General features: G+C 34.3%; 18 protein-coding genes. 7 read left to right on the forward strand and 11 right to left on the reverse strand.

The window, feature by feature from the left end; translation table 11 throughout:
- The first annotated feature begins 121 nt into the window (after nucleotides 1–121).
- Nucleotides 122–709: a hypothetical protein gene (locus Q1A60_RS15015; RefSeq protein WP_299762276.1), complete on the forward strand. Its 588-nt coding sequence runs from the start codon at nucleotides 122–124 to the stop codon at nucleotides 707–709.
- 79 nt (nucleotides 710–788) lie between these two features.
- Here Q1A60_RS15015 and Q1A60_RS15020 read toward each other — a convergent pair whose 3' ends face one another.
- Nucleotides 789–1,646, reverse strand: coding sequence for a TraB/GumN family protein (locus Q1A60_RS15020; RefSeq protein ID WP_299762273.1), 858 nt, complete (start codon nucleotides 1,644–1,646; stop codon nucleotides 789–791).
- A gap of 228 nt (nucleotides 1,647–1,874) precedes the next feature.
- On the opposite strand from Q1A60_RS15020, the gene Q1A60_RS15025 reads away from it, so the two are divergent.
- Complete coding sequence (locus tag Q1A60_RS15025; protein ID WP_299762270.1) at nucleotides 1,875–2,699, forward strand: helix-turn-helix domain-containing protein; 825 nt, start codon at nucleotides 1,875–1,877, stop codon at nucleotides 2,697–2,699.
- A gap of 328 nt (nucleotides 2,700–3,027) precedes the next feature.
- Here the strand turns inward: Q1A60_RS15025 and Q1A60_RS15030 are convergent, their stop codons facing one another.
- The 9 genes from Q1A60_RS15030 to Q1A60_RS15070 form a co-directional block, all read right to left on the reverse strand.
- On the reverse strand, nucleotides 3,028–4,152 hold the full coding sequence (locus tag Q1A60_RS15030; protein ID WP_299762267.1) for a T9SS type A sorting domain-containing protein: 1,125 nt from the start codon (nucleotides 4,150–4,152) through the stop codon (nucleotides 3,028–3,030).
- 85 nt (nucleotides 4,153–4,237) lie between these two features.
- Nucleotides 4,238–5,356 (reverse strand): helix-turn-helix transcriptional regulator, encoded by a 1,119-nt coding sequence (locus Q1A60_RS15035; RefSeq protein ID WP_299762263.1) that lies wholly within the window; start codon nucleotides 5,354–5,356, stop codon nucleotides 4,238–4,240.
- 12 nt (nucleotides 5,357–5,368) lie between these two features.
- Nucleotides 5,369–6,820, reverse strand: a complete 1,452-nt coding sequence (locus Q1A60_RS15040) for a S41 family peptidase (RefSeq protein ID WP_299762260.1) — start codon at nucleotides 6,818–6,820, stop codon at nucleotides 5,369–5,371.
- Nucleotides 6,821–7,115: 295 nt separating this feature from the next.
- Nucleotides 7,116–7,601 (reverse strand): hypothetical protein, encoded by a 486-nt coding sequence (locus Q1A60_RS15045; RefSeq protein ID WP_299762257.1) that lies wholly within the window; start codon nucleotides 7,599–7,601, stop codon nucleotides 7,116–7,118.
- 139 nt (nucleotides 7,602–7,740) lie between these two features.
- Nucleotides 7,741–8,100, reverse strand: a complete 360-nt coding sequence (locus tag Q1A60_RS15050; protein ID WP_299762255.1) for a YraN family protein — start codon at nucleotides 8,098–8,100, stop codon at nucleotides 7,741–7,743.
- A gap of 42 nt (nucleotides 8,101–8,142) precedes the next feature.
- A complete protein-coding gene (locus tag Q1A60_RS15055) occupies nucleotides 8,143–9,066 on the reverse strand; it encodes a carbon-nitrogen hydrolase family protein (RefSeq protein ID WP_299762251.1) in 924 nt (307 codons plus the stop codon).
- A gap of 2 nt (nucleotides 9,067–9,068) precedes the next feature.
- Nucleotides 9,069–9,947, reverse strand: coding sequence for a hypothetical protein (locus tag Q1A60_RS15060; RefSeq protein ID WP_299762248.1), 879 nt, complete (start codon nucleotides 9,945–9,947; stop codon nucleotides 9,069–9,071).
- On the reverse strand, nucleotides 9,940–10,845 hold the full coding sequence (locus Q1A60_RS15065; RefSeq protein WP_363322595.1) for an LD-carboxypeptidase: 906 nt from the start codon (nucleotides 10,843–10,845) through the stop codon (nucleotides 9,940–9,942). Before Q1A60_RS15065 ends, Q1A60_RS15060 begins: the two co-directional genes overlap by 8 nt.
- 140 nt (nucleotides 10,846–10,985) lie before the next feature.
- Nucleotides 10,986–12,194: a hypothetical protein gene (locus Q1A60_RS15070; RefSeq protein ID WP_299762245.1), complete on the reverse strand. Its 1,209-nt coding sequence runs from the start codon at nucleotides 12,192–12,194 to the stop codon at nucleotides 10,986–10,988.
- 288 nt (nucleotides 12,195–12,482) lie between these two features.
- Here Q1A60_RS15070 and Q1A60_RS15075 point away from each other — a divergent pair, with 288 nt between their 5' ends.
- The 5 genes from Q1A60_RS15075 (at nucleotide 12,483) to Q1A60_RS15095 (ending at nucleotide 21,475) form a co-directional block, all read left to right on the forward strand.
- Nucleotides 12,483–13,946, forward strand: coding sequence for a DUF1800 domain-containing protein (locus Q1A60_RS15075; protein WP_299762242.1), 1,464 nt, complete (start codon nucleotides 12,483–12,485; stop codon nucleotides 13,944–13,946).
- Between the two features lie 8 nt (nucleotides 13,947–13,954).
- Nucleotides 13,955–15,610 carry a DUF1501 domain-containing protein gene (locus Q1A60_RS15080; protein WP_299762239.1) on the forward strand — a complete coding sequence of 552 codons (1,656 nt, stop codon included), beginning with the start codon at nucleotides 13,955–13,957 and terminating at the stop codon, nucleotides 15,608–15,610.
- 536 nt (nucleotides 15,611–16,146) lie between these two features.
- Nucleotides 16,147–18,255 (forward strand): methionine--tRNA ligase, encoded by a 2,109-nt coding sequence (gene metG, locus Q1A60_RS15085; protein ID WP_299762236.1) that lies wholly within the window; start codon nucleotides 16,147–16,149, stop codon nucleotides 18,253–18,255.
- 499 nt (nucleotides 18,256–18,754) lie between these two features.
- Nucleotides 18,755–19,768: a hypothetical protein gene (locus Q1A60_RS15090; RefSeq protein WP_299762233.1), complete on the forward strand. Its 1,014-nt coding sequence runs from the start codon at nucleotides 18,755–18,757 to the stop codon at nucleotides 19,766–19,768.
- A gap of 261 nt (nucleotides 19,769–20,029) precedes the next feature.
- Nucleotides 20,030–21,475 carry a hypothetical protein gene (locus Q1A60_RS15095; RefSeq protein WP_299680268.1) on the forward strand — a complete coding sequence of 482 codons (1,446 nt, stop codon included), beginning with the start codon at nucleotides 20,030–20,032 and terminating at the stop codon, nucleotides 21,473–21,475.
- Nucleotides 21,476–21,485: 10 nt separating this feature from the next.
- On the opposite strand, the gene Q1A60_RS15100 is transcribed toward Q1A60_RS15095, so the two are convergent.
- On the reverse strand, nucleotides 21,486–22,589 hold the full coding sequence (locus Q1A60_RS15100; RefSeq protein WP_299762230.1) for a serine hydrolase: 1,104 nt from the start codon (nucleotides 22,587–22,589) through the stop codon (nucleotides 21,486–21,488).
- Nucleotides 22,590–22,727: the final 138 nt, after the last annotated feature.

Consider the following 22,727-nt stretch of genomic DNA (forward strand, 5'->3'; position numbering starts at 1 on the left):
CTTACGTTATGTAAAGCCTTTTTTATGTTTAAAATTGACCCTAAATATGCCAAGTATGCCCATTAACGGGTATTTTGAGGTGTATAAAGTTTGTCTATATTGCGGTAAACAATCCTATAAAATGAAAACATTCATTACTATTCTCATCGTAATTATTAGTACAATCCCTATGGCCTCACAAAATACATGTATGTATGGTAGTGAATCACACACAGAAGGAGAACCTGGACAAAAAGGCCTTCAGAATGCTGTTGATACAATGGTAAAAAAATTATATATGAATACCCCTATTACGTTAACAACAACAGATACAGGATTACCATCTGCTATTGCTAAAGATGGTGCGTATTTTATAAACTATTCAAGTGCAACATTGAATGCACTTTTAGATGAAGATCCTAATTTATGGTTTCCTGTGTTTACACATCTAGTAGGTCATATAAAATCTGTAGATATGACTCGTACACCATTTTTTCCTGCAAAAGACACAAAAAAAGAACATCCTGATGACCCAGAGTTTCTCCAAAGAAGAGAACGCTGGGCCGACAGGTACGCTGGCAAACTATTTTCTAAAGAGCCAGGTATGTCTTTTGAAGAATCTTTACGATTATATAAATTATCTTTAAAACATCTTGGTGGTCATACAGAAATTTGGTCTAATCAAGAACGCTTAGAGCATTTTACGCAAGGGTATAATGGAGATTATTAACGCTATCTAACTAGAAACAAAAAGGCTTTCTATCATAGAAAGCCTTTTTTGATTGGTTTGGATTTGTTAGAAAACCCACTTACTCTGTAATAGGTGTTACTGTGTATCCCGCTTTACGTAATAAATTAATTACGCCTTGATCTCCTCCTAAATGTCCTGCGCCTACACCATAAAATACTTTCTGATTTTTTGATAGCTCTCCTATTTTACCGATCCAATTGTTATTACGATTATCTAATAGTGCTTTCTTAAACTCAGGGTCTTCTTTAAATGACTCGTCCATTGTTGCATGCAAACCTTCAATATCTTCATTTTTATATTGAGTGATCATTGCATCAAATTCCTTAGTCATTTTTTCAGGTTTCTGTAAGTATTCTATAATTTGATCTATTTGTTCTTCATAAGGAGTTGTTTCAAAAACACTTACTTGAAATTCTGGTGTTTCTAATCCTAAAACTTCTTTCTGCCCTTCTTTAGATCGCTTAATAATTTCTGCCTCATAGCTTGCTGTTTGCTTGCCCATCATGGTGATTGTAATCATAGAAGTAATTGTGAAAGGCTTAAAACTATTAAAGGCAGCCATCCCAACACCCATATGCTCGGTAAGATAAGTGTCTAAAATCTCATACTCTTTTTCATCCATATAAGAACTTAACTTCTTACCTTCTTCTAGTTGCGCAAGCGTTTGCATACTCCCCATCATTTGTGGGTCATCCATATCCAGTTCTAAAACTGTAATATCGGTGTCTTTCATTGCCTTGTCCACTTTGTCTTTAAATTCAAAATCATCTTGCGGCATCAAATGAAACGTTCCAAATACATAGGAAGGTTTGATTCCGTTTCCTTCTACTTTCCATAATAAACTAGATTCTTCTTGAGCGATTAGCGAAAATGTACTAAGTACTAATGCTACAAATGCCTTTATTGTGTTTTTCATCTATTTTTTGTTTTCTAAAACTAATAATTCATATTTGATCTTATAAGTGTATCTAGTTATAAAATTGTTACAATAAATTACCTAAACCCTTATTATCATTATAATGGCGGGTAAATGACGGGTGAAATTCAACATAAAAAGTGAAACAATTATGAATCTCAATGTACTATTGTAGTGTGAAACTTCTTGTATATTGAGGCGCCCATCATACAAGGCAAATTTATTATAATGAAACAACCAGAATTAGGACGTAAAATAGTAGAGCTACGTCAACAAAAAGGATATACCCAAGAAGAACTTGTAGAACAATGCAACATAAGTGTACGAACAATTCAACGCATAGAGGCAGGAGAAGTATCTCCTAGAGCATATACCATAAAAACCATACTCGCTGCCTTGGATAGAGATCTAGATGACTTACAACAAGACTCTCTATTTGAAACAAAAGTAAAAGAAGCAATGCTTCTTGAAATAGACCCTAGTAAAGATGTCTCGTTTATCTTTACTCAATTACATATAGGATGGATTGCGGGGATCTTAAGTATGATTGCTTTTATTTTTGAAGCAATAGATGATTGGTATTATGTAATAAATTACTCATATTATTTTGGCAAATCATATACAATCATATTAGGAGTTATATCTATAATACTATTCTCAATCTATATGAGGTCTTTTGTACTCATTGGTAATTTGTTTAAAAATACCTTCCTAAAACTAACGGCTATTCTATTTATTGTTATCAATGCAATCGTCGCTATATTTGGACTTATAGATTTAGACTTTACTATTCTTCCTATGGAAGGTTATGGCATTTTATATTGCGTGCTTATAGGTACCATGTATCTTTTCTTTGGGCTGGCCATATATAAACTTAAAGGCCTTGGACAATTGCCTATAGCAGCAGGCATAATGCAAATTATTATAGGAGCCATGTTATTAAGTATTTTTCTAGCTATTGTAGGGGGTCCTGCAAGTATTCTGACTCAAGGACTTAATGTCGCTATTATTTTAAAAGCTATAGAAATTATCAAATCGCAGATTAAGGAGTAATACAGGTTTGGAAAGAAGGTAAAATTGCAGCTATATAATATGGGAAAATATAAGCCGAGGGAAATATACATAACCCTCGGCTAAAGAACCATCAGTTTTTTTCGTACTCAATTTTATCTCACTAAAACAAATATGATAATTACGTGATGATTTTACAATAACGTAACTCGTCTAATTTAAAAACCAAACAAGATAGATATTAGTATTTTAAAATCATTTTTGATGCGATTCTCTTATTTTTAAGATGCAAATATACTCATAATATGAACATTATAAACGTTCATTTTTTCGCATTAGTATGCTAATGAGGCACAAGCGGACTATCAAATTATTGCTTAACGTATTTTCGAGTTACTATTATTTCTCCAATCTTAATTTTAGCAAAATATATTCCTTTACGCCAGGCGCTTGTTTTTATCGTTGATAAAAGATTTCTATTTTGAATCATTCCTTTTGTTGTTTGTACTAATTGTCCCGAGGTATCATATACATTAATCATATATTTTTGAGCATCTATAAACTCACCCTGAATGGTTATAGAATCGTTTTGGGGGTTTGAAAATAATTGTATGGAGGTATTCGCTTTCGCGAAAGCGTCCACACCCAAACTCACATTTTGAATAATACGCAAATTTGAAGTACCCGCATCAGATATATAGATGCGATCATTGGTGTCATCTCCTAAAATGCCATTTGGGAAATTAAAGGTGGCCGTAGCTATATCTCCATCTGTATTTCCAAGTGTACTCCCTGAAAATAGAACGACTTCTCCAGTTTCTGGATCGATTCTATAAATACGATGCTCTCCTATTTGAGTGCCGTATAAAAAATCTCCTTTTGAAGTAAGAAATCCTAATACATTATTTTGAGCGGCACCTGCTGGTAATTGAGCAATCTCAGTCAAGGTGTCATCACTTTCCAATCTAAATATCTTCCGATTATTATAATTAGAAATATATGTTTGATCTCCTACAAACGCAATTCCAGAAGGGCCATTAAGAGGCGCTCCTTGAATAAGGATTTCAGTTTCATTTGTTTCTGGATCTAATACATTTAAGCTGCTTTGATTATAAGAAACCCATAAAACCCTATCATTCTGTGTGTCATATTTTACACCTGTTGGATTGTTAAGGTTTGTCACGGTATCAAGTAAACTTCCATTTGTATTATAAATATGTATGGTCGCTCCACCTGCTTCACAGATATAAATACGGTCATCGTCTGTAACTCCGATTCCATTTGGGTTTGTAAATCCTGTCGCAAAAGTGGTAACATTTCCCGTAGAGAATTCATATTTAAAGACTTCATTCCCTTGAAAATTGGAGCAATACACATCTCCATTGGATGTGATACCAAATCCATCATAAAAAATACCTTCGGTAACTGTTGTCACGGTTTGTGCACGTATTATAATCGTTAATAATAGCATGCACCAAATAGTAATTGTTTTCATAAACTGTTCGATTTTTAAATTGATATAGTTCAAATTAAAAACCAATCACTCGCATCTGCGACAGTATGGGTACAAAAAGACATCTCTACGCTACTTTCTTACTCTTTATATAAGCGCTAGGAGTCTGTGAAGTGACTTGTTTAAAGGCTTTATTGAATGTTGACTTCGAATTAAACCCTGCATCAAAAGCAATAGCCAATAAGGTTTGTTTACGATGTAACTCCCGATCAATACTTTCTAAGATATCTTGTACTCGGTGTGTATTTATATAATCGTAAAAAGATTTTTGATATACTTGATTTAATAACCATGACAAATTATTAGGAGTCGTATTCAGTTTTTCTGCAAGTGCTTTAAGAGATAAATCTGACGCTTTATAGATTTCTTCTTCTTGAATAAAGAAATTTAATCGTTTTTGTAATCGTTGTATTTCGTCAGGTTTAAGACGTGCCTTTTCTTCTTTAATTTTAGGACGCAAAGGCATTCTAAAAATTTCTGGTTGACGTAAACTATAATACCCAATAACATAAATAAACAACGGTATAGAAATCCATACCAATGGATAATTAAGTACTGTACTAATTTCAGAAAATTTAAATATTCCACTAATAAAGCTAATGAGCCATAACACTGTAAATAAAATAATAGTTACTAGTACATATCGTATATAACGTCGTACGGCTAATATATAAGAGACTTGATACTCCATCATCTTCTTATGTTTCCGAAACAATCTAATAGAAGCAATCGTGTATACTACAAAACTTACAATCCCGATGAGCTCTGAAAAAAACCAGAAATACGGTAAAAATTGTATTTCTTTAATATATATCATTACGTTTTCTGGAGCTATATAAATACCTATTGTAATACAAATATGTATACAGGCAATCAAATAGTGCCAAAAAGAAAGTTTAAAAACTGGTGTTTCCTGAAAAAGAAGACGCCGTATATAACAGTAAATAAGAGGTCCAAATAAAAAGATAGTGACATCTACTATTCCAGCTACATAGTTCACCCATAGCGCTTCTATTCTATATGCCATCACACGTCCAAAAAGCATTATTACAGCAATTCCTATGGTGATAGATAGTACATCGTTTGCTACTTTATTACGATTATCTATAAAGCGTAATGTGATTGCCAGAAAAATTCCCTGACTCACTCCTAAAAAAAGAATAACATCTAGTAGTGTAAATGACATTTTTATAAATTTTTATTGGCCATTGTTAGTAATAAGATCAAGTGCAAAAGCTTTAACAACATCGTTTTTTGACATCCAATCTTCAAGCGATATCGTTACTGGATAATCTGGAATTGTACCTCTGCCTATATTCTTCGTGGGATCTACCGCATTTATATACTTATTTAGAGGAACTGTAATCGTTAATCCTCCCCCTATAATTACTTGTGGCATCAGTCCGCTAGTATTTCCTTGATATCCTCCGGCGCTTTCTTCTCCTATAACTTTGGCCTTTTTATTATCTGAAAGTATAGCAATAAAATCTGCTGCAGAAGACATACAAAATCCGTTAGTAAGCAAATACGTATTACCTTTATAGTTATGTTTTGCAGGTTTTTGAGGTTTATAGTACTTAAACTCTTTGGTTAATAAGGCACCTTTCCAGAGGTATGTAGAATCTTTTTTTTCTGGCTTGCTATAAAATAGTTTTGCTGCTCCTTTACTTACATCCTTTGCAATACTTTCTGTGACCTCTATGCGATCCCAATACCTGAATTCCTCTTCAAAGAAATAAGAAGCAAGCAAAGCCGCATAACTATCGGTTCCTCCTGTGTTGTATCTTAAATCAACAATCAAATTTTCTGTATTTTGATCTTCTAAGGTTTTAAAAACATCTTTTATAAAACCTTTAAAATTTTGTCCATTCGCCTTAATAAGTGTTTTTGCAAATGTTTGAATCTTTAAGACTCCCACACCATCTTTAATTTCAAAAGAAAGTTGTTCTTTATTTGTTGATGCAAATTTTTCATAAGAAGGGAAAACTTCAGGAGTAATGCCTTTTGTTTTGTATTCCTGTACGTTGTTTTCTGATGCAATTTTAAGGGTAAATGTATCTGTCATTTCAATCATACTCTGATACCAAAATGGAAATCTCAAATTGAGTGCTAATATTTTTTCGGTTTTATTATACCCATCTGAAGGAATCGCCTTCATCAATGTTTTTATAATAGATGTGATAGGTTTTCCATTAATAGAAAGGAGTTCTCCTTTTATAGGAATAGCTATATTTTCAGAATGATTTTTTGTAATAAATACTTTTCTATTTTCATCTATATAAATTTCTATTGGAATATACGTTTTTGTTGCTTCCATTGCTTTTTCATACGCTTCTGGAAGTACCATGGTTGTATGCAAACATCCTATTTGCGCAATCAACGGTTTTACTTTTCTATAAAAATCTAACGTATTGAGAGGATCGGTAACGGTTTGTAAAGTAGAATCAATAATCACATCAAAACGCTTTTTAGGTGTATACCAATAAAACCCAGGATGTCCTCCTGCCATTCCATCTAGCAAATCTCTTGTCCACTTTTTGATACTATCCTGATGATACTTTTTTCCAAAGTTTACCTCCTGATTTTCTTGAGAAAAAAGAGGTTGGATACATATAATACAAATAATAAATAGAAGTAATTTACTACGCATAAAATCTGATTGATATATTAGAGTTGGAAAAGTAAGTAATCAAAGATAACTAGTCTTTATGCTTAACAAAACTATAAGGCTGTATTAACAGAACTATAGGTCTGTTTGGGTACACTCATACCTTATACACATATGATGATGCTTATATACGCTTTAACGCTTCGCTCTCCCTACGGTCGTGAATCTCACAAGCTCGATTTCGCGAAAGCGTATACATCAACTAATTTCTCAAAATAGACACACCTATTTCAATCCTCATAGCAAATCTTCAATGCATAATTTGGGTATACGTTGATTATTGCTTTATAAATAGAAGCTGACCTACGTGATCGCCGTCACAATCATTTCCTGTAAAATCAATAATAAAGTTTCCGTTTGCATCGATCATACCGTCACCAGAAAAGTTGCCTTCACAGTCTACAATAGTATCTGTAAATATAAAAGAGGTAATGGTGTCTCCATCAAGGTTGATAATCATAGTGCCATCATTAGCATTGGTACTACAGCATGAAGTATAGTTAGGAGTTGCAAAAAACTCAGCATTAATACGGTTTGGGTTTGATGCGCTTTCAACAAATCTTGCTGAAATGGCAAAATCTGTATAGGTGATGGTGGGTGTTACAGAATTCCAAGTACCTAGATAATTTCCTGTGAAAGATGCTTCTACAGGATCTTCTTCCATTTGTTGGGGTTCATCATTGTTATTATCATCTGAGCTGCAGCTAAATAGGCATATGCATAGACAGATTATCCATGTAAAATGTGTTAGATGTGTTTTCATTTTCTGATTGTTTAGTTAATTAAAGTAAATACTGACTAAACAAATATTTTGGCTAAGGTGTGCCCTTTGAGAATAGTAAATATACAGATTTACTATTTAACCCACATTATGTAACAGAAAATCTATTGTATAATGTGGGTTAAAAATGATAAAAAGCATCTTCAAAATGTTTTAATGATTCTTCTTTTGCGTTTTTTAGAATAGCAATAATATCAAAACGCACCTCAACATCAAGATCGTTTGAAATCACATATTCATTGGTGGCTTTTACAATATTCTTGATTTTACTCTGCGTGATAAAACTCTGTGGATCTCCAAAAAAATCTGAATTTCTGGTTTTCACCTCTACAACAACCAGTGTGCCTTTCTCTTTCTGACAGATAATATCCAGCTCTGCTTTGTTATAAAACCAATTACGCTCTAAGATGGTATATCCATGTTTAATTAGATATAAAGTAGCGTATTCTTCTCCCCATTCACCGAGTTCGTTGTGTGTCATTTAAAATTCATTTCAATTTCCACGAAGGTGGAAATCTTTTGGTTATGATTCCTTTTTCATATCTGGCTGTCCATTCACCTTAAACTCAAAAATATCAGGACGTGCATAATGACCTATGGTATCAAAATCAAGTTTGCTTCGTGTGATTTCGTTAAAATCTATCGTAGCAGTAAGTGCTCCAGCTTTATCAAAAAGAGGCCCCGCGAGTACTTCACCATTAGGTGCCACAATCACACTACCGCCTCGACACATCATCTCAGGTTCATCTTGAGCTAGCGCTTGGTGTTTTTCTGAGTACATCGACTTGGTAAAAAACTGATTGCAACCTAGCACAAAACAACGACCTTCCAATGCGATATGCTTCATCGTTGCTGTCCAATTATCTCGTGAATCGGCAGTGGGGGCAATATAGATTTCTACACCTTGTTTATACATCGCCATGCGAGCTTCAGGCATGTAATTTTCCCAGCAAATGAGTCCGCCGAGTTTCCCAATATCTGTATGAAAAGTAACGAGCCCTTCGCCTCCTGCTTCTCCCCAAATAATTCGTTCAAATCCTGTGGGTTTTATTTTACGATGCACGCCTAATAATCCTACTTTAGGAGAGATATACAGCATACTGCAATAGAGTGTTCCATTCATCGCCTTTCGTTCGGTCACCCCTAAAACGAGATAAACGTTTTGCTCCTTAGCGAGTTGTTCCATACGAGAGAGGTCATCACTTTCTAGATTAAAACTATTTTCATAATACTCGGCATACAAATCTCTTCCTGCTTCGGTACGGCTTCCTACTTTGGTTCCAAACATAAATCCGCGAGGATAGCCTGGGACAAAAGATTCTGGGAATACAATGAGTTCGCTTCCCGTTGCTGCATGTTTCTGGGTGAGTTGCTCTACTTTTTGAAGGGTAGCTTCTTTATCAAAAAATACAGGACTGTCCTGAATAAGGGTTACCTTAACTTTCATATTTATTGACTATAATAAGTACTTCTTAAAGAATCTACTTTCTTTTTAAGTCCCCAAGGAGGTAATCCTACAGAAATACGTCGTTTATCAAGATTTTTAAAATCTTTTATTTGAGAAACATCTACATTGTCATATATACCATATGTAAAGCTATCTTTTTCTTTTAAATCTTTTCTATCTACTATATAGCCGACATATCCTGGAGGTGCAATTCCTTTTCTAGTGCTCTCAATTAATAGTGGCGAAAAATAATCAGGTTCAAAAAAATGCATTAGTAGTATAATTATATCTACATTTTCTCCCATCTTAGATTTTCCAACTAATCCAGCATGTGGATATCCATATTCTTTAAAAATCTCTTTTATTCGTTTCTTATGCATATCATTCACTCGGCGAACTTTATCATAATCTACAGGTTCCTGAAGTACTTGTTGATCTAAATTATTCATAGCAATAAGTTCTTCTCGGAGTTCTTTATTAATTCTTTCTTCATACTCAGCAGCAAGCCGATTTGCATTTCTTTCTAGATATTTCCATTCTTCATACTCATGCAGAATGTTATACGCATCATTATTTATAAATGAGTCAAAAGACATTCCTTCTTTAAGCATCCGTTCAATATAAGGAAATGCTGCTTGTGGCTTCCCTACTTTAATGCTGAGTTTCGCCATCATTTCAGGTTCTCTTATAATAGACTGATTCAAGAGTCCGCAGCGGTTTTTAACTTTTTTGAGTATATCGTACGCCTCCTGATAGTCTTGTTCCCAATATGCTAATTCAGCTTTGTATACATCTTGATAATAATCTTCTATATAATCACAAGGTTCTTTTTCCTGACATGACAAACAAAATAAAACACATACTAATACAAATCTATACATACGTCAATGCACAATTAGTTTTGGTTACTTCTAGCGTTACAGTAGCTCCCATCATCAAGGCTCGGTTATCATCTACATGACCTGCAGGAAAATCAAAAGCAACGGGATATTCGCATTCTCCGATGGCATCTATTACAATTTCCTGAGCTGTTTTTCCAAACGGAATTCGATTGTCATGCATTTTAGTCATTCCACCTACAATGAGCCCTGCCAAATTATCGAGCATCTTGTTGCGTTTTAGATTCATCACCATACGATCTATATGATACAGATATTCATCCAGATCTTCAATAAATAACACCTTTCCCTCGGTATCTAACCCAGAATTACTTCCGCACATAGAATACAACATGGATAGGTTTCCGCCTACCAATATTCCATTGGCAGTTCCTTGTCTATTTAGTTGATGAGTGGTCTCATACTGAATATGAGGTTGCTCTCCAAAAAGGGATTGTTTTAAAGACGCTTTCGCGAAAGCGGTATTATCTTCCACACTTACAGGCATGGTACCGTGAATGGTTTTGAAACCTATTTTATGCAAGTGATTGTGAAAAACCGTCACGTCAGAATAGCCTACAATCCACTTAGGATATTTTACAAATTTGTAGAAATCAATCTGATCTATAATACGTACAGAACCATACCCGCCACGTGCACACCAAATCGCTTTAATTTCTGGATTATCAAGCATTTCTTGAAAATCCTGAGCCCGTTCATAGTCGGTGCCTGCATATTGATGATCTGAAGCACCAATGGTTTTTCCAATCACAGGTACGAGTCCCCAACCTTTAATAAGTTGAAGTCCCTCTTCAAGTTCTTCTAAAGAGATTTTACGTGCCGTTGCGACGATCGCTATACGATCTCCTTTTTTAAGAAATGGTGGTGTGATCAATGTCATTGGGTTTTAAAATGACAAGTTACTATATTTATCAATATCTGAATAACCAAAAATCGTCAATACTCATAAATGAATACTGACGATTTAAAAAAGGAAAACATTATATAAACTTATTAATTTCCTCTCTCTACTTTTTTAGATTATTCTAACGATAAGAAGTAGAAATACCCCCATTTATTATTGTCACTGTATTTCTTAAATCCATAGCCTTTTACCATTCGTATATTTCCGCCATCATCTCCCAGCCAAAATGTATGATCACTCCCAGGTATATTCTTACGCCCATCTGCTGCGTCAGAAAATGAAGATGCTGATCGCTTAAACTCTAAGTATTCTAGAATAGGTTTCAAATCTATTTTATCAATATCCGCAAGAGGATCTTGTGCGTTTGAAATGGAACGCATTTTTTTATAATCCAAGTTAAAATACAGTTCTGGGTTGTCATAGTATCCTACACCAGATACTGTATACACAAGATCACGTTCAAATACCTCATGTACTGCTACGTTACGATTTTCTTTCCATGTTATGTTTTTAGTGTCTTTATAAATATCTTTCTTAAAAAGCCTTCCAATATCATCTTTTCCTTCTAGATTAAGGATCACTTTTCCTTTTTCTTCCCCATGTAAAAGCCCCGTATTCTCATAATTCTTTATACTTATAAGGGTGATTTTGAGTTTTTTTCTATGAGTAGCACCTCTAAACGTTTTTTTAGATTTTCCGGGTATGGTAGCAGTACCATACATTCCATTTTTCCAATTAAATTCTAATGTGTAAGGTGCTGAAGTATTGATTTGATCTTCATCAGTGCTTATAAGTCCACTAAATCTAATCTTTCCTGGTACTCCTCCAACATGCCCGTATACATAATATTCCTTTCCGTCTGCATATAGAAAACCTCCCACTTTACCACTTTCATTATGGATGAGTTCAAAGGTTCCTAGGTCTGTCTCAAAAGTATTCCATAAAAACAAACCATTAAGTTTAGTGTCGTTTAAGAAATTACCGTCCCAGTCTCCAGTCCATTTGTTGGGAGGTAAGTTATCTTCATCAAATTTCCATTTGCCATCCCATTTTTTATTATTTATGTGTGTGTATCCTACTTTTCCTTTTGCATTCCCATTTGTAAAACTTCCTGTGTAAATGGTTGCTCTCCCTGAGATAGAGAAAGAAGAAAGCAGTATATACCCTTTCGTATTGTAAAGGCCTACCGCCTTTGATCCTGAACGACTAGAAATAAGATGGATATTCCCATGATCTGATGTGTATACACCATTTTTAAAACCTGTTGCATACGTAGTCATACTACTTAAAACTATGGTTACGATAATACATAGTATAGTTTTCATTCGTGTTTACTTTTAAATTAATATTCCTTTGGTATTCATCTCTGAACTCCTTTTTATGAAACATTTTTTTAAAAGGTTAACACCAAATTAAAAATAATTTGAGGTGGCGTGGCGTCCAAAAAGGACTTATGAGGCGTATATAGAAAAGACTGTTGTAACCATGTAATGGTTTTACACGTCATAAAATACTAAACAATTAAACCTTTTCGTTTTTTTTAAGTCAAAAGCTAACAAATTGTTTATTCGCAACGATTTACATACTTTTAGTATAACCAAACCCTCCTCATTATGGAAATTCTTACTTCTTGTAACCTTGCTTCCATTTCTCCTTATGAACCTAGTGACACTAATCCTTGGGATATTCAAAAGGTAAAACATGTCTATAGAAGGTTAGACTACGGCGCTACCGATGCTACCTTAAACATCGGTGTTCTAAGCACTCCCAGTGAACTTATTGACACCTTAATTCAGGAGGCAATAGACAAACCCAATCCTTCACAACCCGAATGGGCATTTTGGAATCTAAATAACTATACAGATTTCAATGAAGAAAACAACGGTCAGATTAGTGATTGGTATAGCCAGACATCTATAGATTTTATTAGTGGAAGTTTAAAAAATCGCTTGGCATTTTTCTGGTTTAATCATTTTGTCACACAACTAGAAGTCTATTTTTATGCGCCCTATTTATATCAATATTGGGATTTAATGCATACGCATGCATTAGGTAATTTTAGAGATTTTGTTAGTGCTGTGGGGAAGTCTTCAGCGATGTTACTTTTCTTAAATGGGTTTGAAAACACGAATAATAGCCCCAATGAAAACTATGCCCGTGAGTTATATGAGCTATTTACATTAGGAGAAAATAATGGATATACTCAAATGGATATTGAGGAAACCTCAAGAGCTCTTACAGGCTATAATCATTTTGGTGGCGGTGTTACTGGAAATCCTATCACGTTTGATGATTCTACGTTTGATGATTCTCTAAAAATTATTTTTGAACAAGAAGGAACTTGGGGATATGATGATGTAATTACTATTCTTTTTGAGCAAAAAGCAGATCTAATTGCACCTTTTATATGCGAAAAATTATATAATTACTTTGTAAGTCCTGATACCAATCAAGATATCGTAAATGAAATGGCCGCTACATTTCTAGCAAATGACTTTGAAATTGCACCTGTACTCACACAACTTTTTAAGAGCGAACATTTCTACGATATTGATGCTATTGGCCATGTGATAAAAAGCCCTTATGATCTTACCTCTACCTTTATAAGAGAAATTGGGTTACAATATGATAATACCGATAATCAGTTTAGTAATTTTATTATTTACCTGAATGATATTACGGGACAAGATATCTTTCAGCCTCCAGATGTAGCAGGATGGCAACGTAATCGTGACTGGATCAATAGTAGTACTATTTCTGGACGATGGGAAGGCATTCGGATCATACTTTATAATTTTTGGAATCTAGATCAAGAACAATTCAGAAATTTTGCAATTAATCTCTCTGGAGATAGTAATGATCCTGCACTTATCACACGGTCTATTATTGATTTCTTTATGTCTAGATCTTTACATACAGAAACCGATTATGATATTGCGACCACCGTTTTTAGATGGGAAATCCCAGACAACTATTATGACGATGGGATCTGGAACTTGGGATGGGACTCTGCGCCTTACCAAGTATTACTTCTGATGTTTCATATCAGTACAATGCCTGAATTTCAACTTAAATAGCCGCTATTATGTGTAATCACGACCACAATTCAAAAGACAACGCACAAAAGAAAGGGCAAAAGTTACAACAAGGCCCTTCAGCAAAAATCACAGATCAACATCATGATCAAGAACATTCTACCTGGAGTAGACGTTCCTTTATGCAAGCCCTCGGACTTGTAGGAACAGGATCTATCATGGTAGGTGGTGCTAACTTATCTGCTGCTGCGCCATCTAGGCTCACTACAGCATTAGCCGACGCCGATAGCGACCGTATTCTAGTATTAATACGACTTAAAGGAGGAAATGACGGTTTGAATACCATCGTTCCTATTTATGATTATGACTTTTATGCACAAAGTCGTCCTACCATACGTTACCAAGAAAACCAATTATATAACCTATCGTCAGATTTTGGCATCCCTCCATCTATGGATCCTTTACAATCTTTATGGGGAGATGGTCAGATGAAAGTAGTGCATGGTGTTGGATATCCAGATTCGAGTCTTTCTCACTTTAGAGGTTCAGATATTTGGGCATCTGCACAACCGGAAGAAGTAGATGACACAGGTGTTTTTGGACGTTATTTTGAAGATTTATTTCCTGACTTTTTAATTAATCCACCAGATATTCCACCCGCGATTCAAATAGGAAGTAGTGGGAATTTATTATTTGATGGAGACGATGCAAAATATGCCTTTTCTGTAGCCAATCCGCAACAACTGGAAAATATTGCCGAAAATGGTGTCCTTCATGATGTCATTAATATTCCTGATTGCACCTTTGGAGATCAGTTAGGTTTTATGCGTAGTGCGATTAATACGTCTTTTACGTATGCAGGTACGATCAATGAAGCCTATGAAAGTGCTTCGAATGATGTAGAATATGGCCAAGGACAACTGGCAAGACAACTGGCTATTGTGGCTAGAATGATCAAAGGCGGACTCGGAACACAAGTATATCTAGTCACCATAGGGAGTTTTGATACGCATGCGAATCAACTAGAACGACATGGAAATTTATTAAGTGACCTATCAAACTCTGTAAAGAATTTTTATGATGATCTTAATAGTACAGGCATGGGCGAGAATGTATTGTCTATGACTTTTTCTGAATTTGGACGTCGTATTGAAGAAAATGGTTCTAACGGAACTGATCATGGGACCGCTTCTCCTATCCTTATGTTTGGAGATGGTCTCAACGATCAAGGATTTGTAGGTACGCATCCCGATATTCAAAATCCAGATGAAACAGGAAATCCTGCCTTTACTACAGACTTTAGGCAGGTATATGCTACTGTACTAAAACAATGGTTATGTATTGATGAAAGTCTTGTAGATCAAATCTTATTTGGACAAACCTATGAACCGTTAGATTTAGGATTTAGTTGTAACACTTTAGGCGTTAATGATGCTGTAAATACAAGTGGTTTCTTGCATTTGGCAACCTACCAAGGCGACCAAACCTTTATTGAATACACCATGCCAACAACCGCCAGAGTCACGGTTTCGTTATTTAACTTACTCGGGCAAGAAGTAGGGAAATTAAAAGATGAGTTTAGTTTGGAAGGACCTCAACGTATTAATGTAAAACAATCGGTGCAGACCCGTTTACGTACAGGACAATATATCTATCGTATATCCTTTAATGGAAAGAGTTATAGTAAGTCTATTTTGGTGAGGTAATCCAACTCTGTCTAAGGTATCTCCTTCAATTAGTAGAGAAAATTATATCTACTATTGGGTAGGTTTTTTATACGCTTTCGCGAAAGCGTACTCATTATTTTTTGTTTCCCCAGCCCTGAAGGGAGCAAAAAATTAAATATGCAGTACATACAGAGAATATGTCCACCCTTTAGGGACGGGGGAAAGGCATTTTCGACTTTTATCGCTATTAAGATGTGTTGAAAATAGAGTATTACTCTAAAATAGACCACTACTCTATTTTTTAAAATATACTTTGCACATAAACACGAGGGCAGGGTAAAAAATTTCTTTATACGCTTTCACGAAAGTGAAGTTTATATTGAGCCTGCCGAAATACGAAAGCGTACCCTTTATCTATTTAAGTAGAAAACAACATACAAACTCTTATATTCAATACTACACAAACGCGTGTAGGGAAATGTTTTGGGTGTGTATGTAGATGAAAGACTCATTTGTAGTATAAGATGCTTTGGTAGCCGTTTGTTTTCTTATTTTTGTGCCTTTAAATCACACAGATGTCGCAAAGATACACTATTACAGCCGCTTTACCGTATACAAACGGTCCCATTCATATAGGTCACCTTGCAGGGGTTTATGTTCCTGCCGATATTTATGCGCGTTATTTACGTATGCAGGGAGCCGATGTTGCTTTTGTATGTGGAAGTGATGAACATGGTGTTCCAATTACCATCAAAGCCAAAAAAGAAGGGATTACACCTCAGGATGTAGTCGATAAATATCATGCGATTATCAAGCAATCCTTCCTTGATTTTGGAATTACGTTTGACAATTACTCACGTACTTCTGCTAAGATTCATCATGATACAGCATCCGACTTTTTTAAGACCATGTATGAGAAAGGGAAGTTTCTAGAAGAAACCAATGCCCAATTATATGATGCAGAAGCCAACCAATTTCTTGCCGATCGTTTTGTGACAGGGACCTGTCCTAAATGTGGATTTGAAGAAGCGTATGGAGATCAGTGTGAAAACTGTGGAACCTCTCATAATGCTACCGATTTAATCAATCCTAAAAGTGCGATTTCTGGAGCTGTACCATCACTTAAAGAAACTAAACACTGGTTTTTACCACTAGATCAATACGATGCATTCTTTAAAGAATGGATTTTAAAAGGACATAAAAAAGATTGGAAAACAAATGTATATGGACAATGTAAATCATGGATTGATGATGGGTTACGTCCTCGTGCCGTAACACGTGATCTCGATTGGGGAATTCCTGTGCCTGTAGAAGGCGCTGATGGAAAAGTACTCTATGTGTGGTTTGATGCACCTATTGGCTATATCTCTGCAACCAAAGAATGGGCGGCACGAGAAGGGAAAGATTGGGAGCCGTATTGGAAAGATAAAAACACTAAACTCCTTCACTTTATTGGGAAGGATAATATTGTGTTTCACTGTATTATTTTCCCTGCGATGTTAAAAGGACATGGCGATTATATCTTACCAGACAATGTGCCAGCTAATGAGTTTTTAAATCTAGAAGGTAACAAACTTTCTACCTCAAAAAACTGGGCCGTTTGGTTACACGAATATTTAGAAGATTTTCCAGATAAGCAAGATGTATTACGCTATGTATTAACAGCCAATGCACCTGAAGGAAAAGACAATGACTTTACGTGGAAGGACTTTCAACAACGTAATAATAGTGAACTCGTAGCCATTTTCGGAAACTTCATTAACCGTGTGGCTGTCCTCACAAAAAAATATTATGAGGGTGTAGTTCCTACACCTAATGCGTTTACTGACGTTGATCTAAAAACATTAGAAGAAGTACGTGCGTATCCTGCCGTAATAGGTAGTAGTGTGGAAAAATACCGCTTTCGCGAAAGCCAAAACAGTCTTATGAATCTTGCACGACTAGGAAACAAATACCTAGCCGATGCAGAACCTTGGAAAACCATCAAAACAGACGAAGAACGCACGAAAACAGTCATGTATGTTGCCCTTCAAATCGCAACTGCATTATCTGTACTTTCTGAACCGTTTTTACCATTTACAAGTGCTAAGCTTAAAAACATACTAAATGTCAGTTCGAGCGCAGTCGAGAACGCTTTAGGTTGGGAAAACATTTCTAGCTTCTCCCCTTATCAGGGGGAGATGTCTGCCGATAAGGCAGACAGAGGGGGTCTTTTACCTCCTGGACATACATGTGGAACTTCGGAACTTCTTTTCTCAAAAATAGAAGACGTCGATATCCAAAAGCAGTTAGATAAACTAGTAGCAAGTAAAAAAGCCAATGAAGCCGAAAATGCGGTTGCCGAGCCTCAAAAAGAGACTATTGGTTTTGATGATTTTACAAAAATCGATATGCGTGTGGGTACTATTCTAGAGGCCGAAAAAGTGCCTAAAACCAAAAAGCTAATGAAGCTTACCGTAGATACGGGCATTGATACACGTACCATTGTGTCTGGAATCGCCGAAAGCTTTACTGCCGAAGAAATTATAGGTAAAAAAGTAACCGTATTGGTAAATCTAGCGCCGCGTGCTTTACGTGGAGTAGAGAGTCAAGGAATGATCCTAATGACGGAAGACACCAATGGAAAACTCGTATTCTTAAATCCCGATACCGATGGGGTAAAAAATGGGGAGACAATTAATTAAATTCACTTTGTAACAACATCATTAACAATTACATAAATGAGCAAGTATCACCTTTATTTATGAAATCACTTATTTATTTTTTAATTATTTTTATAAGCTCAACTCTTTATAGTCAAGAGACTATTTTAAGTTTTCAGAATCTTGACATAAAAAAAATATCAAAAATGTAGAGAATTATTCTCTCTCTGATGAGAAGACAAACAATCTTGCTATAATTTTAGGTCAAAAAGATAAGATAACTGGATATTTATACAATTCCAACTTTGAAAAAATAGGAGAAGCTGCTGGAATAAGTCTTAAAAAAAAATATAGTGAAATTATAGGGTATAGTATTACTAATGAGTCTATATATACCCTAGTTTATAGTACAGATTCTGGTAAAAATTTTGAATATAGTACTATCAACTTTGAAACTGGAAAAATTGTATCTAATGAAATTGATTTCAAACTTGATGACGAATTTTACTTAGAAACCATTCATTATAAGAACAGGATGATCATGATGAGTGCAACTAAAAATGATCTACTTATATTAAGAGAGTTTACAGAAGATTTTACATTTGAAGAAATGTCTCCGTTTCGCTTAGATAACCCAAACGAGGATCATAAATTACTTACAAATCAATTTAGTTTTAATGCTTTTGACCCATTTAAAACAACCATATACGGAATAACTAAAATTGATAACAATGTCCCTAACACTATATCACACACCTCTAACAAAAGTAAACTATATCAAAAAGACGATAATATATATATTACTGTTGAGGATGAAAAATCAAAAAGAACTATTTTAAAAATCCTTAACCTTTCAGACCTTAAATTGATTACTAAAACTTTAAAATATCCAGAAGGAAAAAAAGAAAACTTTAAAAACTTCAATTCTTTTATATACGGGCAATACTTCTTCCATATTGCAAGTTCTGGAGATGAAATGATTTTTCAAGTTAAAAGCTTTGATAATTTAATTATTAAAGAATTTTATGTAGCTAAAGAAAGTACTATTGAATTTAAAAACTCTCCAATATTTCAAAGAGGCTCTACATATAGTTATGGCTCAGGAAAAAAAAACCTTAATACAACAAAGCAATTTTTAAGAAAAATTACTAGTAGTAATTTAGGAATTTCTGTATATCAAGAGAATAACAACTATCAAATTACTTTTGGAAGCAGTGAAGTGATTTTTAATAGTGGAAGGTTATCAAATTTTCAATCAAGAGGGACAACCTTTAATACACCTGGAGGTTCTGTATTTGTCCCATCATATAGTCCAACTTTTTCTTCTTTTAATAGTTATGGACGTTCAAAAGATGTATTTACAAATGGACTTTTTGATAATACGTTTAATCATATTGAAGGAGAAGTGCTTGAAAACAACATTTTTGATCGTATAAAAGAGTTTCAAGACGAACTAAAATGGGATACTGCAGAAGATGTTTTTATTCATAACGGTACAACCTATTTTAGCTATTGGAATACTAGGGAACAAACATATTTTTTGCTTCAGTTTTAATCCTGCAACACCTCTTTAATCCTAGAGATAAATACACCATTGCTCGTCCATGATTTTCCGAGGCTACAATGATTTAGGTGTTTCCAATTTCTGATAGTGAAAACACTAAGAGACTATAGTTAGTTTGATGTTATAACCCTTATGATTCAAAAGATTAAAATTCATGAATTTTAAGAAATAATTTTTGTTATTTAATAGAATAACAACTAGTTTTATTGATATAGCTTAACAAATATTCTTCTTTAAGTAGAAAATTGAATTATGAAAAAAATAAGTATTATTATACTCTTGCTTTCTAATCTTTTTGCAAAGTCGCAAGAAATAATAAACACTATAGATGTTAGTGATTTAAATGCTAAAAAAATTGAATTATTTAATGTTTTTAATAGCAATGATGATAAAAAGGTTGTTCATTTACTTAAACATAAGAGAGAATTACACGCCTCTCTTTATGATAAAAGACTAAACCCCATTGGTGAAAAAATATTTCTTGAAAAATTTAAAAATTACCGTGAATCAATCAGTGGTCATTCTAATAATGGGAACAGGTTTTCTATATATTTAAATGACGATCATGAAAAGTGGGCCGTTTTATCTCTCGATTTTGACACATACGAAGTATTGATCAAGGACTATGACATTAAATTACGATCTCAAGATTTTCTTAACAGTTTTTCTGTAAATGACTCCCATTATATAGTCACAATAAAAAAACATTCATCTATAGTTTTTATCCATAAGTTATATCCAGATGGAAGCTATACATCAACAGAGTATGACTTTTCTAGTGTAGATTTTTCTGGTGGTTTACGCTCTATCGGAAATCTTCACAAATTAATGAATGCTTCATCAGAAACTTTTCAAACAGATTTAATTAGAAATGATGTTCCTATATCCCTCAGGTCAACCAATGAAAAAGTAAAACTTTATGTAAATGAAAATAGTATTTCAATGACAATTGATAATTCTAGAGATTATACTTACATACTTCATTTGGACAAATACAATAGTGATAAAAAAAGTACTATAATTACTAAAGACAAAATGAAAGAACGTTCCTCTTTTGAGGATTCAAATTCGTTTATTTACGGCAATCATATTTTTAGCGTGAAATCTACTTTTGAAGAACTCAAATTTTCTGTTACTGATCTTTCTAATTTAAAAGTGGTAAAAACCTATTCGGCATTAAAAAATGACCCTATTAATTTTAAAAGCACAGCTATTCTAAATCAAAAGTCTGGAAACAAAAATACCAAACCAATAAATACCACAGAAGATTTTCTAGAAAAAATAACAAACTCTAAACCTGCAATAAGTGTTTATGAACAAAATAATAAACTTATTGTAACTATAGGCGCTTCAAAACAAGACAATAGTAAAGAAGAAGCATTAGCTGTTATATCTACATTAGTTGGAGGTTCTCTTGGAGCGGGTGCCGTTTATAGTTCAAACGCAAATGCCATTGATAATAATTTCCTTGATTATTCAAGAACTAAAACAACTCGATTCCAAACTGTCTTAGATAAAAATTTTAATCAAATTCAAGATATTGCTATAGAAGAAAATGTATTTGATAAAATTAAAAACTACGATCTTAACAATGATATTCAAGGCATGAAAGCTCTCTATAAGTTGAATGATACATTTTATTATAGTTTCATTGATGAGAATACAAATCAGATTAAAACTGTAGCATTTTTACAATAAAACTTTCTAACTAATCAAGTAACTCCTCTTTAATTCGAGAGATAAATACACCATTGCTCGTCCATGATTTTCCGAGACGTACAATGATGAGATCTTCATTGGGAGATACATATACTTGTTGTCCTAAAATACCAAGCGCATAAAAGTCGTCGCCACAGTCTTTACTATACCATTGGTATTGGTAACAATCATTTGCATTATTAGGGGTTACTAATTTTTCTACCCATGCCTTTGGTACAATTTGTTTGCCTTTGTACTCGCCTTTATGAATCATTAAACGTGCAATCTTAGCTAGGTCAATAGCGGTAGTATTCAAACAACAAAACGCTTTGGTATTTTTATTTTTCTCATCATCATAACTCCACGTAGCAGGATTTTCCATCTCTAAGGGAATCCATAGTTTTGCTTCTAGGTATTTCCCCAGTTGCATCTCGGTCACACGCTCTACAGCAATACCAAGCAAGGTCGTACACACACTTTGATACTCATGATGCGTTCCTGGTTCATAATTAAATTCCATCTTAGAAATCTGCTTGAGTTGCTTCTTCCCGTAATACAAACGACTTACCTCATCAAACGGACTACTATACGTCTCATCAAATTCCAATCCTGCACGCATATCAAGGAGATGTTCTAACGTGAGCCTTTTAAACATTGGATCAGCTTTATTGAGCTCTGGGATATACTTGGTAATTGGGTCGTGTACACTTTCTATTTTCCCTTCTTCTATAGCAATGCCCACCAACAAAGACGTCACCGATTTAGAGACCGAAAAGATATTAGAAATCGAATCCCGTTTATACCCTTCATAATAGTTTTCAAAGACAATTGCATCCTCTTTTATCACCAGAAAAGCTGTCGTTTCCGAATAGTCATCTAACACCTGATCCATCACATACCGTTGGCCTTTTACAGAAAAGGTAAGGGAATCCATTTTTCTAGAAGCATCAGAGTTACTCCCGTCTTTAAAATAAAACGTGTTTTCTCCTGTATTCACTTCGGTATATGGAAATATTTTATGATCATCGATATCGGCTTTGTAATACCTGATCATACGTCCATAATGACAGGATTGTAAACAGATCAGGAAAAGGAAAAAGATTATTTTTTTCATAGCTCGCTTGGTATTGATTCTGTACAAACATATTTCCTTTTCAGCGCGTAAACGTATAATATGCTAGGATTGTGGCGAAACCTCGCTTCTTTGGGGTGAGTTTTTTAGACAATCTAGAAAGGTATCATTTTAGAGAAG

Origin of the sequence: uncultured Dokdonia sp. (assembly GCF_947492535.1) — a bacterium.
Taxonomy (GTDB): domain Bacteria; phylum Bacteroidota; class Bacteroidia; order Flavobacteriales; family Flavobacteriaceae; genus Dokdonia.

Excerpts from the sequence above, each read along its gene's own strand:
- Q1A60_RS15015 (WP_299762276.1), top strand. The coding sequence starts at position 122 with ATGAAAACATTCATTACTATTCTCATCGTAATTATTAGTACAATCCCT.
- Q1A60_RS15020 (WP_299762273.1), bottom strand. The coding sequence starts at position 1,646 with ATGAAAAACACAATAAAGGCATTTGTAGCATTAGTACTTAGTACATTT.
- Q1A60_RS15025 (WP_299762270.1), top strand. The coding sequence starts at position 1,875 with ATGAAACAACCAGAATTAGGACGTAAAATAGTAGAGCTACGTCAACAA.
- Q1A60_RS15030 (WP_299762267.1), bottom strand. The coding sequence starts at position 4,152 with ATGAAAACAATTACTATTTGGTGCATGCTATTATTAACGATTATAATA.
- Q1A60_RS15035 (WP_299762263.1), bottom strand. The coding sequence starts at position 5,356 with ATGTCATTTACACTACTAGATGTTATTCTTTTTTTAGGAGTGAGTCAG.
- Q1A60_RS15040 (WP_299762260.1), bottom strand. The coding sequence starts at position 6,820 with ATGCGTAGTAAATTACTTCTATTTATTATTTGTATTATATGTATCCAA.
- Q1A60_RS15045 (WP_299762257.1), bottom strand. The coding sequence starts at position 7,601 with ATGAAAACACATCTAACACATTTTACATGGATAATCTGTCTATGCATA.
- Q1A60_RS15050 (WP_299762255.1), bottom strand. The coding sequence starts at position 8,100 with ATGACACACAACGAACTCGGTGAATGGGGAGAAGAATACGCTACTTTA.
- Q1A60_RS15055 (WP_299762251.1), bottom strand. The coding sequence starts at position 9,066 with ATGAAAGTTAAGGTAACCCTTATTCAGGACAGTCCTGTATTTTTTGAT.
- Q1A60_RS15060 (WP_299762248.1), bottom strand. The coding sequence starts at position 9,947 with ATGTATAGATTTGTATTAGTATGTGTTTTATTTTGTTTGTCATGTCAG.
- Q1A60_RS15065 (WP_363322595.1), bottom strand. The coding sequence starts at position 10,845 with ATGACATTGATCACACCACCATTTCTTAAAAAAGGAGATCGTATAGCG.
- Q1A60_RS15070 (WP_299762245.1), bottom strand. The coding sequence starts at position 12,194 with ATGAAAACTATACTATGTATTATCGTAACCATAGTTTTAAGTAGTATG.
- Q1A60_RS15075 (WP_299762242.1), top strand. The coding sequence starts at position 12,483 with ATGGAAATTCTTACTTCTTGTAACCTTGCTTCCATTTCTCCTTATGAA.
- Q1A60_RS15080 (WP_299762239.1), top strand. The coding sequence starts at position 13,955 with ATGTGTAATCACGACCACAATTCAAAAGACAACGCACAAAAGAAAGGG.
- metG (WP_299762236.1), top strand. The coding sequence starts at position 16,147 with ATGTCGCAAAGATACACTATTACAGCCGCTTTACCGTATACAAACGGT.
- Q1A60_RS15090 (WP_299762233.1), top strand. The coding sequence starts at position 18,755 with ATGATGAGTGCAACTAAAAATGATCTACTTATATTAAGAGAGTTTACA.
- Q1A60_RS15095 (WP_299680268.1), top strand. The coding sequence starts at position 20,030 with ATGAAAAAAATAAGTATTATTATACTCTTGCTTTCTAATCTTTTTGCA.
- Q1A60_RS15100 (WP_299762230.1), bottom strand. The coding sequence starts at position 22,589 with ATGAAAAAAATAATCTTTTTCCTTTTCCTGATCTGTTTACAATCCTGT.